The sequence below is a fragment of the Streptomyces rubradiris genome (assembly GCF_016860525.1).
Taxonomy (GTDB): domain Bacteria; phylum Actinomycetota; class Actinomycetes; order Streptomycetales; family Streptomycetaceae; genus Streptomyces; species Streptomyces rubradiris.
Window position 1 is genome coordinate 2,951,105 of record NZ_BNEA01000015.1, and the last position, 16,193, is coordinate 2,967,297.

The window sequence follows — 16,193 nt, forward strand, 5'->3', positions numbered from 1 at the left end:
GGCTCAGCCGACCCTGATCTCGTTGTAGACGGGCACGCTGAAGGGGTTGAGCGCCACGTGGGACAGCCGCTCGGAGTAGCCGGCGTTGCCGTTCTGGTACCACAGCGGGATCGCGGCCATGTGGTCCCGGACGACCTCCTCGGCCCGCTGGAAGAGGGCGACGGACCTGGCGGGGTCGGTCTCGGCGTTGGCCCGGTCCACCAGCCGGTCGAACTCCTCGTTGGACCAGGCGCCGTCGTTGGAGGAGGCGCCGGTGTAGTAGAGGGGCTGGAGGAAGTTCTGGATGAGCGGGTAGTCCATCTGCCAGCCCGCCCGGAACGGGCCGGTCATCCGGTGCCCGCCGAGCTGGTTGCGGAAGTCGGCGAAGGTGCCGACCGGGTTGCCGACGCAGGCCCGGTCGTCGCCGAGCGCGTTGTTGATGGAGTTGCACACCGCGTCGACCCACTGCCGGTGCGAGCCGGAGTCCGCGTTGTAGGTGACGGTGAGCCGGCCGCCGGGGATGCCGCCGCCCTCCTCGATCAGCTCGCGCGCCCGGCCGGGGTCGTACGCGCACGCCCGGCCGCACAGGCCCTTCTTGTACCCGCCGGCCGCGCCGAGCACCGGGGAGGTCCAGTCGGTGGCCGGGGTGCGGGTGCCGCGGAAGATCGTGTCGGTGATCTGCCGCCGGTTGATCGCCATGGACAGCCCGGTGCGGACCTTCTCCGCGCCGGGTCTGCTCCAGGCCTCGTCGTAGTAGGGGAAGGCGAGGGTCTGGATGATGCCGGCGGGGGTGTTGAGGTAGCGCTCGCCCAGGTCGCTCTTCACGTTCTTCAGCTGGGCGGCGGGGATGTCGTCGGCGAGGTCGAGGTTGCCGGCCAGGAGGTCGGTGTAGGCGGTGTTGCTGTCGGTGTAGACGAGCAGGGTGACGCCGTCGTTGCGGGCCTTGTCCGGGCCGGGGTAGCCGTCCCACTTCTTCAGGTACATCTGCGCGCCCTTTGTATAGGACTCGATGGTGTACGGGCCGTTGCCGACCGGCTTGCGCACCCAGGCCGCGTGGTCGGTGAAGAAGGCGCGGGGCAGCGGGGCGAAGGCGGCGTAGCCGAGGGTGTCGGGGAAGCCGGAGAACTTCTGGTTGAGCCGGACGGTGAAGGTGTGGTCGTCCACCACCTTCAGTCCGCTCAGGGTGTCGGCGCGCTGCCGGCCGCTTTGGGGGTGGACCTCGTCGTAGCCGTCGATGTAGCCGAAGAAGTAGGCGTTCTTCTGGTTGTTGCGCAGGCTCGCCCCGTAGTTCCAGGCGTCCACGAAGGAGCGGGCGGTCACCTTCTCGCCGTTGGAGAAGATCCAGCCGTTTTTCAGGCGGACGGTGAAGGTGCGCGAGTCCCGGGTCTCGATGGACCGGGCCAGCCAGTCGCGGGCCTTGCCCGTTTTCGGGTCATATCGCTTCAGACCCCGGAAGATCATGTCGAGGACCTTGCCGCCCTGTACCTCGTTGGTGTTGGCCGGCTCCAGCGGGTTCTGCGGGTCGGCCCAGGAGGAGCTGAGCACCGCGCCGCCGTTGCCGCCGGCGCCCGCGCCCGCGCAGCCCGTGGCGGCGAGCACCAGGGCCGCCACCACGCAGGCGACCCGTCGGGCGTGCGTGCTGCGCCGCATGGCGTGCCTCCTCGTGAGCCGGAAATCGAGTACGGGTCGAGGGGACACATACCGCGCGCGGCTCCCGGGTACCGCCCGAAAAGACGGCCTTTAGGGGGACGCGTCATCCGATTGCAGGCACCCGGCACCCGACGACTGATGATCTTGACCATCCAGCGCAATAGATCTTCGCGTAACGATGCCGAAACGTTGGATTGGGACGGGGTGATGTACGCATGTCGACACTCCACCGTCCGCATATCGAACTTCTTGCCCGTTTAGCGTAGTTGGTCCGATGTGAAGCACGGATTGGTTACGGCGCGCTACCCGCGTAGCTACGGAATGGTCAAGTAAACGTAAAGAAGGTAAAGAGAAAACCAAGGCGTCCGAGAATTTATTGACCTTGAATGAATTGCGTTGAAAAAGTCCGGCGTAGCCCGTAGGGGAGCGCCCTGCGGAGTCATCAGACCCTCCCTTGGGCCAGGAGCACCATGACCCCTCCAACTCCATCCGCGGCTGCCCCGCTTGAGGTGACCGACGAGTCCGTGGTGAAGCCGAGCGCCGCCGACGGCTCGAAGGGCAGCGAAGGCCGTTCCCCGGGCCGGCTCGCCTGGAAGCGCTTCAAGCGCGACAAGACGGGCGTCATCTCGGCCTACATCGTGATCCTGTTCTTCGTGATCGCGATCGCCGCGCCGCTGATATCGAAGCTGTACGGCAAGGACCCGTACACCACTTACGCGAGCGAGAACCCGAGCCTGCTCAACGCCTTCTCGTACCCCGCGGGTCCCAACGGCGGCATGAGCTCGGAGTTCTGGTTCGGCGTCGAGCCGCAGCTCGGCCGCGACGTCTTCACCTTCCTGCTCTACGCGATCCGCACCTCCCTGGGCATCGCGGTCGCCGCCACCCTCCTGACCGTGTTCCTCGGCGTGGTCATCGGCGTCACCGCCGGCTACCTCGGCGGCAAGACGGACTACTTCGTGGGTCGGATCATCGACATCCTCCTGTCGTTCCCGTCCACCCTCTTCTTCATCGCGTTCATGCCGGTCGTGTACGGGCTCTTCATCGCCCCCGACGAGGACATCCCGACCTGGCTGCGGGCCACCGGTCTGATCATCGTCCTCGCGGCCTTCGGCTGGGCCTCCATCGCCCGGCTGCTGCGCGGCCAGGTACTCGGCCTGCGCGAACGGGAGTTCGTCGAGGCCGCCAAGGTCACGGGTGCTTCACCGAGGCGTATCGTCTTCAAGGAGCTGCTGCCGAACCTGTGGACGCCGATCATCATCCAGGGCACGCTGATGCTCCCGGCGTTCGTCACCGCTGAGGCGGGTCTCGCCTTCCTCGGTGTCGGCATGATCGACCCGACCCCGGACTGGGGCGTCATGATCCAGCGCGGTGCCATGTTCTACACCGAGGACATCACCTTCATGCTCTTCCCGGGCCTGTCCATGGTGATCTTCGTGCTCGCGTTCAACCTGCTCGGTGACTCGGTGCGTGACGCTCTCGACCCCAAGTCCAAGCGCTGACTCCGGTAGTCCAGAAGCACGGCAACGGCGCCAGGGTGCCGGTATCCCTCTCATCTCTCCCACTTTCCAAGGCAGGAAGTCATGTCCTTCTCCCGTAGAAACTTCCTCATCGCCACCGGCGTCGCCGCGGCGACGACCTCGGTGCTGAGCGCCTGCAGCAGCGGCAACGAGGGCGGCTCCGGGCAGAACGACGCCCCGAAGGTCAGCGGCTCGAAGACGACGTCCATCCCGGTCGGCTCCAAGGCCGACTCGACCGGTCCGGCGCCCGAGGTCAAGGGCGCGGTCAAGGGCGGAACGATCTACTCGCTCCAGCAGTTCGACATGGACCACATGGACCCCGCTCAGATCTACAACTCGACCGAGGCCGCCATCACCGTGCCGATCATGCGCGCGCTGACCGGCTACAAGCTGGACGACAAGGGCGGCGCCGTCCTGGTCGGCGACGCCGCGACCGACGCCGGCACCATGAAGGACGGCGGCAAGACCTGGTCCTTCACCCTCAAGGACGGCCTGAAGTGGGAGGACGGCTCCGACGTCACCATGGAGGACGTCCGCCACACCTTCGAGCGCCTCTTCGCCCCGTTCATCACCGAGGGCCCCCGCTACGTGCAGACGTGGCTTGAGGGCGGCGACAAGTACAAGGGCCCGTACGAGGGCAAGAGCCTCTCCTCCATCGAGGTCGACGGCAAGACCATCACCTTCCGCCTGTCCGAGGCCCGCGCCGACTTCAACTACACGCTCGCGATGCGTGGTTACTCCCTGGTGCCGAAGAAGCACGACACCAAGGAGAAGTACGACAAGCATCCGTTCTCCTGCGGCCCGTACAAGATCGGCGACCGCAAGATCGGCAAGTCGATCACCTATGTGCGCAACGAGCACTGGGACCCGAAGACCGACTCGATCCGCAACGCCTACCCGGACCAGTACATCTTCCAGATGGGCTACGAGCTGGTGGCGTCGACCGACCGCTGGATCGCGGACCAGGGCAACGACCAGTACGCGGTGCCGATCTTCAACGAGATCGCCCCCGAGCGCATCGCCCAGGTTCTCACCAAGCCGGAGCTGAAGCAGCGCGTCCTCACCGCGGTCGATACGGTCACCTACTACTGGCCGATCAACACCACCCGCATCAAGGACGTCAAGGTCCGTCAGGCCATCAACTGGGCCTGGCCGCACCAGCAGATCCAGACCATCAACGGCGGCAAGGCGACCACCGAAGTCGCCAGCACCATCCTCGCCCCGGTGACCCCCGGCTACAACAAGTTCGACCTGTACGACGCGCAGAAGACGCCGGGCGGCAACCCCGAGAAGGCCAAGGCCCTGCTGAAGGAGGCCGGCAAGCTCGGCCAGAAGCTGGTCATCGCCTACCAGCAGTCCGACACCCAGGTGAAGGTCGCCGTCGCCGTCAAGAACGCCCTGGAGGCGGCCGGCTTCAAGGTCGTCAACAAGCAGGTCGACAAGTCGACCTTCTACACCCAGATCGGCAAGATCGACAACGACTTCGACCTGTTCGGCGCCGGCTGGAGCCCCGACTGGCCGAACGGCTACTCGGTCTTCTACCCGTGCTGGAGCGGCAAGAACATCGGCGACGGCCGCAACAACTACGCGCAGCTGAACGACCCGACCGTCAACAAGGCGATCGAGGCGGCTTCCAAGATCCCGGATGTCGAAGAGGCCAACAAGGCCTGGGGCAACATCGACAAGATGATCATGGAGCTCGCCGCGGCCGTCCCGGACTACCACAAGATCCGCAACTACCTGTACGGCTCGAAGGTCGGCAACGTCATCTGGGACGGCGCCAACACCTGCGTCGCGCTCTGCAAGCTCTACGCCAAGAAGTAAGCAAAGCACGACCTGTCGGGGCGGCCATCCCGCATGGCCGCCCCTGCGGCCCACCCCTGTCTACTCCCCCGGCGACGGCGCCCCGTCCGGAAAGTCACGCCTCATGCTCCGCTTCCTTGTCCGCCGAGTCATCGGCGCGCTGGTCATCTTGCTGATCATCAGCGCCATCACCTTCTGGCTCTTCTACGCCGTGCCGCGTGACCCCGCCATGATGTCCTGCGGCAAGAACTGCACGCCTGAGAACCTTGAGCAGATCAGGAAGAACCTGGGCATCGACAAGCCGATCCCGGTGCAGTACTGGCACTGGCTCGTGGGCATCTTCGCCGGCCGCGACTACCCCGGCTTCGACTACTGCGACGCCCCCTGCCTCGGGTACTCCTTCGCCAACCGTGAGCCCGTCTTCGACACGATCATGGACCGGCTGCCCACCACCCTCTCGCTCGCCTTCGGCGCGGCCGTCGTCTTCCTGATCCTCGGTATCGGCGCGGGCATGCTCGCGGCCCTGAAGCAGGGCAAGTTCCTGGACAAGTTCGCCAGCTCCGCCTCGCTGCTCGGCTCCTCCCTCCAGGTCTACTTCGTCGGTTACATCGCGATGTTCTTCTTCGTCGCGCAGCTCGGATGGCTCGACCAGCCGCAGTACACCCCGCTGACCGAGAACCCGGCCGCCTGGTTCTCCGGGCTCCTGCTGCCCTGGCTGGTGCTCGCGATCATCTTCACCGCCAACTACACCCGCATGACCCGCTCCCAGCTGGTCGAGCAACTGAGCGAGGACTACGTCCGCACGGCACGGGCCAAGGGCCTGTCCCGGGCGAACGTGTTCTTCCGGTTCGCCTGGCGCGGTGCGATGGGCCCGATCGTCACGGTGTTCGGCATCGACCTGGGGACGCTGATCGGCGGCGCCATCATCACCGAGTCGACCTTCAGCCTCCAGGGCATCGGCCGGCTCGCGGTGAAGTCCGTGGACCAGAGCGACCTGCCGATGCTGCTCGGTGTGACGCTGCTGGCGGCCGGCGCGATCGTGTTCTTCAACATCATCGTGGATGCCGTCTACGCCTTGATCGACCCGCGGATCCGGCTCGCCTGACCCGCCCCGCCCCGTTCCGACCCCGCCCCACCCGGCGATCTTCCTCGCATCACCCCTCAGGAGCGTCCCCGTGACGAGCACCGATCAGCAGCCGTTCCTCTCCGTCAAGGACCTCCAGGTCCACTTCTCCACCGAGGACGGCATCGTCAAGGCCGTCGACGGGCTCAGCTTCGACATCGCCAAGGGGCAGACGCTCGGCATCGTGGGTGAGTCGGGCTCCGGCAAGTCCGTCACCAACCTGACGATCCTGGGCCTCCACGACCGCCACCGCACCGCGATCGACGGTCAGATCCTGCTGGACGGCAAGGAGCTGCTCACCGCCTCCGAGAAGGAGCTGGAGCGGCTGCGCGGCAACAAGATGGCCATGATCTTCCAGGACGCGCTGGCCTCGCTGTCGCCGTACCACACGATCGGCACGCAGATCGGTGAGACGTACCGCAAGCACACCGGCGCCTCCAAGAAGGAGGCCCGGGCGCGGGCGATCGAGATGCTGAAGCGGGTCGGGATTCCCCAGCCGGACGTGCGGGTGGACGACTACCCGCACCAGTTCTCCGGCGGTATGCGCCAGCGCGCGATGATCGCCATGGCGCTGGTCTGCGACCCCGAGCTGCTGATCGCCGACGAGCCGACCACCGCCCTGGACGTGACGGTCCAGGCCCAGATCCTGGACCTGCTCAAGGAACTCCAGCAGGAGTTCGGCACGGCGATCATCTTCATCACCCACGACCTCGGGGTCATCGCCGACATCGCGGACGACGTCCTGGTGATGTACGGCGGCCGGTGCGTGGAACGGGGCACCAAGAAGGAGGTGCTGAGCAGCCCTCAGCACCCCTACACCCTCGGCCTGCTCGGCTCCATGCCGAGCCTGGACGGCCCGGTCGACGTGCCGCTCTCGCCGATCCCCGGTTCGCCGCCGTCGCTGCTCAACCCGCCCTCCGGCTGCCGCTTCCACCCGCGCTGTACCTTCACCGACAAGGTCACGGGCGGACTGTGCTCCACCGAGCGACCGCTCCTGGAGGTGGTGGACGGCAGGGGATCGGCCTGCCACCTCCCCGCCGAGCAGCGGGCGGACCTCTTCGCCGACTACACCGCCTCCCGGCACTGACGTACACGAGACGGGATTCACCATCATGAGCAACGCGCAACCGCTCCTGGACGTCAGCGGTCTGACCAAGCACTTCCCGATCAAGGGCGGCTTCCCCATCAAGCGGACCGTCGGCGCCGTCCAGGCCGTCGACGGGCTGGACTTCCAGGTCGCCGAGGGCGAGAGCCTGGGCCTGGTCGGCGAGTCCGGCTGCGGCAAGTCGACCACCGGCCGGCTGATCACCCGCCTGCTGGAACCGACCGGCGGCAAGATCACCTACCGGGGCCAGGACATCACGCACGCCGGCCGCAAGGAGCTGGCGCCGATCCGCTCCGAGATCCAGATGATCTTCCAGGACCCGTACGCCTCGCTGAACCCGCGGCAGACGGTCGGCAAGATCATCTCCGGGCCGATGGAGATCAACAACATCAACCCGGAAGGCGGCCGGGAGAAGCGGGTCCGCGAACTGCTGGAGATCGTCGGCCTGAACCCCGAGCACTACAACCGGTTCCCGCACGAGTTCTCCGGCGGCCAGCGGCAACGCATCGGTGTGGCACGGGCGTTGGCCCTGGAACCGAAGCTGATCGTCGCCGACGAACCGGTCTCCGCCCTGGACGTCTCCATCCAGGCCCAGGTCGTCAACCTGCTCCAGAAGGTGCAGAACGAACTCGGCATCGCGTTCGTGTTCATCGCCCACGACCTCGCCATCGTCCGGCACTTCTCCCAGCGCGTCGCCGTGATGTACCTCGGCAAGATCGTGGAGATCGCCGACCGCGAGGACCTGTACGGCAACCCGCGCCACCCCTACACGCGGGCCCTGCTGTCCGCCGTGCCCGAGGCGACGGTGGAGGAGGAGCCGCGCGAGCGCATCCGACTGGCCGGTGACGTACCGTCGCCGATCAACCCGCCCTCCGGCTGCCGGTTCCGCACCCGCTGCTGGAAGGCGACCGAGAAGTGCGCGTCGGAGGCGCCGCCGCTGGTGCAGGTGGAGGGCAACAAGCCGGGCCACCTGACGGCCTGCCACTACCCGGAGACGTCGGACACCGTGCCCGCCCCGCGCCTCGCCAAGGACCCCGAGGCGGCGGCCTGACACACCCCTTTCCGTCAGCCGCCCCTCGCGGAACGGACTTTCACCGGCCCATTGACCCGAGCCCATGAACGTCCGCTCCAGGGAAAGAGGGCCCGTGCCGTCCCAAGGCACGGGCCCTCTTCCCTCTTTCCTCTTCCCTCTTTCCTCTTCCCTCTTTCCTCTTTCTGCATCCCATTTCCCCCACGCGCCGTTCCCCACCGTGTGTCAGAATGCCGCGGTGGTGGACAACGCCTTCGACGATCTCTCACTCGCCGCGCTCTACGACCGCCTCAACCCCTGGGGACCGGGGGACGAGTTCTACCTCGGTCTGCTGCGGGAGGCCGGCTCCGTGCTGGACATCGGGTGCGGCACCGGGCAGTTGCTGCGGCGGGCCCGTGCCGAAGGGCACCGGGGGCGGCTGATGGGGCTCGACCCGGCCGCCGCGATGCTCACCCAGGCGCGACAGGCCCGGCCCGACGTCGAATGGGTGCTCGGCGACATGCGGGTGCGGCGCTGGCAGGAGGAGTTCGACCTCGCCGTCATGACCGGGCACGCCTTCCAGGAACTGGTGACGGACGAGGAGATCCGGGCCTGTCTGCACGCCGTCCGCGCGGCCCTGAGGGACGGCGGGCGGTTCGTGTTCGAGACCCGCAATCCGGGCGCCCGGCCCTGGGAGCGGTGGACCCCGGACCGGGTGCACGAGGTCACCGCCGCCGATGGCACCGCGGTACGGGTGTGGCACGAGGTGCGGGGCGAGAGCCTGGACCGGGGCCTGGTGCGGTACACGGAGACCTACGACGGCGACGGCTGGCCCGCGCCCAGGACCGCCCACAACGTACTGCGCTTCCTCGACGCCGGGTCACTGGAGTACTTCCTCACCGAGGCCGGTCTGCGGGTCGTCGAGCAGTACGGGGACTGGGAGCGGGGGCCGCTCACCCCCGGCTCCCCCGAGATAGTCACCGTGGCGCGAAAGGCATAGCCGGATCAGGGGTCCCACCCGCCGGGCGTGATGGTGATCAGGCAGCTCAAGCTTTCCTCAACATTCTTGCCGGTCGACCACGGAGAGCAATAAGTTGATCACGCTCCAACACACGGGGATTCCCGCCGACAGAACGGTTGACCATCGTGCAAATCTTCGGCAAGTCTGCGGTCATGGGCGGCGCTGTACTCGCTCTCGCGTTCACGGCGCTCGGACCTGCGTCATCGGCGAATGCCGGCGCCTCCACTTTTCATCTCAAGAGCGCGGTGACGGGCAAGTGCCTCCAGTGGAACGGCCCTAACAAGAACGTCACCCTGGAAACGTGCCAGAAGAAAAAGTCGCAGTACTGGGGGCAGGTCGCCTCTCAAATCGCGTCTTATGCCGACCCCTACGGCAATTTCTGCCTCGGAATCTACAAGACGCTGGAGAAGCCTCCGGTGGGCCGCTACTGCTACGAAGCTCCCGGCACCAGGGGCAACGACTTCCGCTACAACCACACGACCTACCTGGCCGCGGCAGGGCCCGGGTACAAGCCGTGCAACTTCAAGACCGTCAACAAGAAGGTGCTGTGCGGCAAGAGGACCAGCACCCTGAAGGCGATGCAGTGGGTCGTCACGCCGTGAACCCCTGAAACGGAAAGGAGATCCGCGCTCGCCCCGCCCGGATCTCCTTTCCCGATACGTGAATCGGCTCCGCGTCCGCACGTACTGGGAGCAGATTGCGCTAACCCGCTTGGTCCTCCTCCAGCGCCGTCAGTGCCGGGTCCAGCACGATGTCCTCGGCCCGGGCCCCGGTGGTCGGCTCCTCCGGGAAGTGGCAGGCCGTGAGGTGGCCGTCCCGGTTGCCGGAGAGACGGACCAACGGGGGCTCCTCGGCGGCGCACTTGTCCTGGGCCTTCCAGCAGCGGGTGCGGAAGCGGCAGCCGGAGGGCGGGGAGATGGGGGACGGCACGTCACCGGCCAGCCGGATCCGCTCGCGCCGGGGCGCCTCGTCCTCCGTCAGGGTCACCTCGGGGACGGCGGAGAGCAGGGCGTGGGTGTAGGGGTGGCGCGGGCGGGTGTAGATGGAGTCGCGGTCCCCCATCTCGATGATCTTGCCGAGGTACATCACGGCGACGCGCTGGGAGAAGTGCCGGACGACGGCGAGGTCGTGGGCGATGAACACGAACGCGATGCCGAGTTCGTTCTGCACCTTCTGGAGCAGGTTGACGACCTGGGCCTGGATGGAGACGTCCAGGGCGGAGACCGGTTCGTCGGCGACGATCAGCTTCGGCTCCAGGGCCAACGCCCGTGCCACACCGATGCGTTGCCGCTGGCCGCCGGAGAACTCGTGCGGGAACCGGTTGTAGTGCTCGGGGTTCAGGCCGACGATCTCCAGCAGTTCGCGGACCCGCTTCTCCCGGCCGCCTTCCGGGTTGATGTTGTTGATCTCCATCGGCCCGGAGATGATCTTGCCGACCGTCTGCCGCGGGTTCAGTGACGAGTACGGGTCCTGGAAGATCATCTGGATCTCGGAGCGGACGGGGGCGAGCTGCCTGCGCGTGGCGTGGCTGATGTCCCGGCCGCGATAGGTGATCGTCCCGCCGGTCGGTTCCAGCAGGCGGGTGATCAGCCGGCCGGTGGTCGACTTGCCGCAGCCGGACTCGCCGACCAGGCCGAAGCTCTCGCCCGCGGCCACCCGGAAGTCCAGCCCGTCCACGGCCTGGACGGCGCCGACGGTCCGCTTGATGGGGAAGCCGCCCTTGACGGGGAAATGCTTGACCAGCCCCGAGACCTCCAGCAGGGGTTCCGGCGGCGCGTCCGCGGCGGCCTCGCGGGCGGTGGGGAGGACCAGGTCCTCTTTCATGGCTTTTGTCCTCCTAGCCCAGTCGGGGCCTGATCTCTTCGGTGAAGATGGTGCGTTGCTGTTCGGCGCCGAGGTGGCACGCCGAGGAGCGGCCCGGCGCCAGCGCGGGGCTCTCGGTGACGCAGCGGTCGCCGCCGACCCGGTCCCGGAAGGCGCACCGGGGGTGGAAGCGGCAGCCGGGCGGCGGGGTGAGCAGGCTCGGCGGTGTCCCGGGGATGGGTGCCAGCGGGGCGGCGAGGTCGGAGTCCAGCCGGGGCATGGAGTTCAGCAGGCCCCAGGTGTACGGGTGCCGCGGCGCGCGGAGCACCTCGTCGACCGTGCCGCGCTCCACCGCCCGCCCGGCGTACATGACCATGATGTCGTCGGCCATGTCGGCGATGACCCCGAGGTCGTGGGTGATGAAGACGATCGCGGTGCCGAACTCCCGCTGGAGGTCCTTCAGCAGATCCAGGATCTGGGCCTGCACGGTCACGTCCAGCGCGGTGGTCGGCTCGTCGGCGATCAGCAGGTCCGGGTCGCACACCAGCGCCATGGCGATCATCGCGCGCTGGCGCATACCGCCGGAGAACTGGTGCGGATAGTCCCGGGCGCGCTCCGCGGGGTGCGGGATGCCGACCTTGCCGAGCATCTCCACGGCACGTGCCCAGGCGGCCTTCTTCGAGGCGCCGGTGTGCTTCATGTAGGGCTCGGCGATCTGCCGGCCGATGGTGTAGAAGGGCGACAGCGCGGTGAGCGGGTCCTGGAAGATCATCGCCACCCGGTTGCCGCGGAGCCGCTCCAGCTCCTTCTCGGTGGCGGTGAGCAGTTCCTTGCCGTCCAGGACGATCTCCCCGTCGATGGTCGTGAACAGCGGGTCGTGCAGCCCGAGGACGGTCAGATTGGTGACCGACTTGCCCGAGCCCGACTCGCCCACGATGCCGAGGGTCCGGCCGCGGTCGACGTCGAAGGAGAGCCCGTCGACGGCCCTGACCGGGCCGTCCTCGGTGGAGAACGTCACCCGGAGATCGCGCACCGAGAGGAATCCGCCCGGCCCGGCCGGGCCCGGCGCGCCCTCGGCCTTGGTCACTGTGGTCACGATGGCTGGTCTTCCTAGGAGAGCCGGATGCGGGGGTCGATCCACGCGTAGGTGATGTCGGTGAGGATGTTGATGAGCAGGATGAAGAAGGCGCCGAACAGCATCACTCCCATGGTCAGCGGCAGGTCCTTGTTGACCGCGCCGTCCACGGCGAGCCGGCCGATGCCCTGGAGGGAGAAGGTCAGTTCGGTGACGACGGCGCCGCCCAGCATGGAGCTGACGTCGATGCCGAGGATGGTGACGATGGGGATGAGCGAGCCGCGCCAGGCGTAGCGCAGGAAGACGTATCTGCGGGACATGCCCTTGGCGCGGGCGGTGCGCACGTGGTCCTCGGCGAGCTGCTCGATCATGGACGAGCGGGTCATACGGGTGTACTGCGCGGTGAAGATCGTGGCCAGCACGCAGACCGGGATCGCCATCCCGACGAACCAGCCGACCGGGTCCCGGGTGAGGGGCACGTACTTCGGGTCCTCCATCCAGCCGGTGCTGTAGACGAGGATCGTCAGCACGACCGGGCCGAGGAAGTAGATCTGGAAGGAGCTGAGCACCATGGAGGCGCCGGTGGCGACCTTGTCCACCAGGGTGCCGCGCCGGTAGGCGGCGATCATGCCCGCGCCGATCCCGACGAGGAGGAAGACGACGGCGCCGCCGGCGGTCAGGGTGAGGGTGAGCGGGAACCGGTCCATGATGGTGCTCCAGACCATGTCCCCGGAGTAGAACGACACGCCCAGGCAAGGCGCCGGGCAGTGGCCGGCCGGGAAGTCCCGGCCCGTCACGATGCCGGACATGAAGTCCCAGAACTGCCGGGCCAGGGGCAGGTCGAGCCCCAGCGCCTCCCTGATGTCCGCCAGCCGCTGGGGCGAGCAGTCCTTGCCGCAGGCCAGGGAGGCGTAGTCGGAGGGTGCGGCCACGAAGAGGAAGAACGTCGCCGCCCCGATGAGGAACAGCGTGACGAAGGCGCCGACCGTGCGCCGGATGATGAACTGGACCATGGCGGGCTGGCTGCTCTCTGCGGAGTCAGTGGGAGACGGTGGGCGGGCCGGTGCGGCCGGGGAGGCGTGGCGCTCGCCGAGCGACGCGCTCCGCCTCCCCGGCCGGGCGTCACGACTTCAGGTACAGCCGGTTGATGTCGATGAGGCTGGACACCGTGCCGTAGCGGGCGCCGCCCACGTTCGAGCCGGAGAGCTGGAACTGCTTCGCGTACCACAGCGGGGCCGCCGGGAGGACGTTCTCCAGCAGGTAGTGGTGGGCTTCCTTCCAGGTCTTGGCGGCCTCGGCCGGCTGCTGGGTCAGCGCCTTCTTGATGAGGGCGTCGACCTTCGGGTCCTTCACGTGCGAGTAGTTGGAGGAGCCGTCGAAGACCTGCGAGCCGTCGTAGATCGGGGTGACGACCGTGCCCGGGGACGGCCAGTCCTGGCCCCAGCCGGTGATGTACATGTCGTAGGGGTTGTCGAGCTTGCCGAGCTGCTCGTAGTAGCTGGCCGCGTCGATCTCCTTGGCCACGACGTCGAAGCCGGCCTTGGTCAGCGCGTCCTCGAGGGCGACCTTGCGCCGCTGGCCCTGCTCGCTGTTGGCGTAGGCGAGGACGAGCTTCTTCTCGGCGGCCGGAACGTCCTGGAGGAGTTCCTTGGCCTTGGCGGCGTTGCCCTGCGGGGTCTTCAGCCGGCCGTAGGGGTCGTAGGAGGGCTCGTAGCCGGGCAGCGTCGGCGCGAAGAGGTTCGGTGCGACCTCACCGCCGTAGGCGCCGCCCTCGCCGGCGATGAGGGACTTGGAGTTGACCGCGTAGGCGGCGGCCTCGCGGACCTTCTTGTTCTTGACCCGGTCGAGGTTGAAGGTCAGCGCCATGACGTAGGGCTGGTAGCCCCTGACGGTGCGCTTGTTGGCTTCCGGGTTCCTGATGACGTCCTGGATCTGGGTGGCGTCGATGCCGCCGGTGAGCTGGATGGCGTTCTTGTTGTCGCCCTCGTCGGCGAGCAGCCGCTTGGTCTGCGTGGACTCGGTGACGCCGAACTGGATGGTGAAGCCGTCCACGTACTGGTGGCGCACGGAGTCGGTCTTCGGGTCCCAGTTGGTGTTGCGCACCAGCTTCAGGGTCTTGCCGGCCTTGTTCTCCGCGACCTTGTACGGTCCGGTGGCGACCGGCTTCTTCTCGTACCGCTCCTTGGTGTCTCCCTTCGCGGGGACGACGGCGTAGCCGTGCATGGCGAGCGTCTGTGGCAGGTCCGGGCGCGGCTGGTCGAAGTGGAAGACCACCGTCTTGTCGTCGGGGGTGTCCAGCACCGAGGCCGGCAGGTGCTTGCCGTCGAAGCCGCCGCCGGGCAGGGCCTTGCGGTAGTCGGTGCCGCTCAGCCAGGTCTGCAGATAGGTGGGGCCGTCGAAGATGAACTTCGCGTACTGGCGCTCGACGGTGTGCCGGACGTCGGCGGAGGTGAGGGCGTTGCCGTTCTCGTCCTTGATGCCGTCCTTCAGCGTGTACGTCCAGGTCCTGCCGCCGTCGGAGGACTTGCCGGAGTCGGTGGCGAGGTCGCCGACGACCGAGACGTTGCCCTTGTCGTCCTCCTGGAACTGGGTCAGGCGGCGGAAGAGCAGGTTGGCCACCTGGCCGGAGTCGTTGACGTAGATCTGGGCGGGGTCCAGATGGGACAGGCCCGCTTCCTGGTAGACGGTGATCGTGCCGCCGGACCTGGCGCCGGGCACGTCCTTCGCGGGTCCGGTCGATCCCTCGGCGTCGGCGTAGACGACCGGTTCGGACTGGACCGCCGCCTCCTTCTGGTCCTCCTTGGTGTCCTTCCCGGACTTGCCGCCCTCGTTCTTCGAGCAGGCCGTGAGGGCGAGGGAGCCGGCCGCGAGGGCGATCACGACGGCACGCGCTGCGCGGGCACGCTGAGACATCATGTGGGCTGTCCACCTACCTGTCGGGTCTGTTATCCGTGAGATCTGCCGGGCGCCGGCCGGGCGGGCCGGCGGGGGCGGCAGCCACCCCCACCCAACGGACGTACTAGCGCCCGGACTTGGGGTCGAACGCGTCCCGTACGGAGTCACCGAGGAGGTTGAAGCACAGGACGAAGATCACCAGCGCCATCCCGGGGAAGAACATGAAGGCCGGGTCCTGTTCGGCGTACCGGGCGCCGGCGGCGAAGAGGCGTCCCCAGTCGGGCGTCGGCTCGACGAAGCCGACCCCGGCGAAGGACAGGAAGGCGATGCTGAGGATGGTGCTGGGCAGCTGGTACGTGAACTGCACCAGGATCGGGGTGACGACGTTGGGCAGGATCTCCTTGCGGACGATCCGCCACGGCGAGGCGCCCGAGACCCGGGCGGCGTCCACGAACTCCCGTTCGCGCAGGGAGAGTACGGTGGAGCGGACCAGCCGGGCCATGCCCATCCAGCCCAGCAGCCACAGCACGATCAGCATCGCCATGGCGCGGAAGTAGGTCGGCGTCTCCTCGCGCGGGTCCACGAAGAACGACGTCACGACGGGCATGAACGCGATGAAGAACAGCTGCTGCGGAAAGGAGAGGAAGAAGTCGGTGCCGCGGCCGATCCAGTAGTCCGTGCGGCCGCCGAAGTACCCGCCGACCAGGCCGATGACGACCCCGGTGAGCATGATGAGGACGGTGATGCCGAGCGCCATGTACAGGGAGGTGCGCATGCCGTACAGCAGCATGGCGAAGAGATCACGGCCGTACTGCGGCTCGACGCCGAACCAGTGCTCGCCCGAGACGCCCCCCAAGTAGCCGAGCGGAAGCCCGAATTCGTCGAGCACGGGACGGTCCGCGTAGGCGGGATCCTGGCCGTAGAGGGTGTACGGATCGGTGCCGGGCAGCTTCACCAGCAGCGGCGCGAGCAGCGCGACGACGAAGTAGCCGATCACCACGGCGGCGCAGATCACGCCCGTGCGGTCGCGCCGGAAGCGCAGCCACATCAGCCGGCCGGGCGACCGGCCCGTGAGTTCGGCGGCCCGGGTCCCCGGCTCCGGCCGTAACGCGCCGGAGACGACGGCCGGCGCCCCGCCGCCCTCTGTATCGATAGGACTTGTCACGGTTCGTCCGTTTCGCAGGTATAAGTGTGAGAGATACCCGGGTACTCC

At 67.7% G+C, this 16,193-nt stretch carries 13 protein-coding genes; 7 read left to right on the forward strand and 6 right to left on the reverse strand.

Annotated elements, in window-relative coordinates:
- Positions 1-3 precede the first annotated feature (3 nt).
- Entirely contained in the window at positions 4-1,629 is a 1,626-nt protein-coding gene (locus Srubr_RS26155; protein WP_189997395.1) for a peptide ABC transporter substrate-binding protein, read from the reverse strand.
- A gap of 509 nt (positions 1,630-2,138) precedes the next feature.
- Here Srubr_RS26155 and Srubr_RS26160 point away from each other — a divergent pair.
- The 7 genes from Srubr_RS26160 (at position 2,139) to Srubr_RS26190 (ending at position 9,809) form a co-directional block, all read left to right on the forward strand.
- Positions 2,139-3,128 (forward strand): ABC transporter permease, encoded by a 990-nt coding sequence (locus tag Srubr_RS26160; protein ID WP_373313583.1) that lies wholly within the window; start codon positions 2,139-2,141, stop codon positions 3,126-3,128.
- Positions 3,129-3,209: 81 nt separating this feature from the next.
- Positions 3,210-4,970, forward strand: coding sequence for an ABC transporter substrate-binding protein (locus Srubr_RS26165; protein WP_189997397.1), 1,761 nt, complete (start codon positions 3,210-3,212; stop codon positions 4,968-4,970).
- 103 nt (positions 4,971-5,073) lie between these two features.
- Entirely contained in the window at positions 5,074-6,054 is a 981-nt protein-coding gene (locus tag Srubr_RS26170) for an ABC transporter permease (RefSeq protein ID WP_189997398.1), read from the forward strand.
- Positions 6,055-6,124: 70 nt separating this feature from the next.
- Entirely contained in the window at positions 6,125-7,159 is a 1,035-nt protein-coding gene (locus Srubr_RS26175; RefSeq protein ID WP_189997399.1) for an ABC transporter ATP-binding protein, read from the forward strand.
- A gap of 25 nt (positions 7,160-7,184) precedes the next feature.
- Positions 7,185-8,228, forward strand: coding sequence for an ABC transporter ATP-binding protein (locus Srubr_RS26180; RefSeq protein ID WP_189997400.1), 1,044 nt, complete (start codon positions 7,185-7,187; stop codon positions 8,226-8,228).
- A gap of 217 nt (positions 8,229-8,445) precedes the next feature.
- Positions 8,446-9,186, forward strand: a complete 741-nt coding sequence (locus Srubr_RS26185) for a class I SAM-dependent methyltransferase (protein WP_189997401.1) — start codon at positions 8,446-8,448, stop codon at positions 9,184-9,186.
- A 137-nt stretch (positions 9,187-9,323) separates the two neighbouring features.
- Entirely contained in the window at positions 9,324-9,809 is a 486-nt protein-coding gene (locus Srubr_RS26190) for a hypothetical protein (RefSeq protein ID WP_189997402.1), read from the forward strand.
- A gap of 100 nt (positions 9,810-9,909) precedes the next feature.
- Here Srubr_RS26190 and Srubr_RS26195 read toward each other — a convergent pair whose 3' ends face one another.
- The 5 genes from Srubr_RS26195 to Srubr_RS26215 form a co-directional block, all read right to left on the reverse strand.
- A complete protein-coding gene (locus Srubr_RS26195; RefSeq protein ID WP_189997403.1) occupies positions 9,910-11,031 on the reverse strand; it encodes an ABC transporter ATP-binding protein in 1,122 nt (373 codons plus the stop codon).
- A 13-nt stretch (positions 11,032-11,044) separates the two neighbouring features.
- Positions 11,045-12,106 carry an ABC transporter ATP-binding protein gene (locus Srubr_RS26200; RefSeq protein ID WP_189997404.1) on the reverse strand — a complete coding sequence of 354 codons (1,062 nt, stop codon included), beginning with the start codon at positions 12,104-12,106 and terminating at the stop codon, positions 11,045-11,047.
- Between the two features lie 14 nt (positions 12,107-12,120).
- Positions 12,121-13,098 (reverse strand): ABC transporter permease, encoded by a 978-nt coding sequence (locus Srubr_RS26205; protein WP_189997405.1) that lies wholly within the window; start codon positions 13,096-13,098, stop codon positions 12,121-12,123.
- A gap of 109 nt (positions 13,099-13,207) precedes the next feature.
- Positions 13,208-15,001: an ABC transporter substrate-binding protein gene (locus Srubr_RS26210; RefSeq protein WP_189997406.1), complete on the reverse strand. Its 1,794-nt coding sequence runs from the start codon at positions 14,999-15,001 to the stop codon at positions 13,208-13,210.
- Between the two features lie 103 nt (positions 15,002-15,104).
- The gene (locus Srubr_RS26215; RefSeq protein ID WP_189997407.1) at positions 15,105-16,145 is read right to left on the reverse strand and encodes an ABC transporter permease; all 1,041 of its coding nucleotides are present in this window, start codon (positions 16,143-16,145) and stop codon (positions 15,105-15,107) included.
- Positions 16,146-16,193 lie beyond the last annotated feature (48 nt).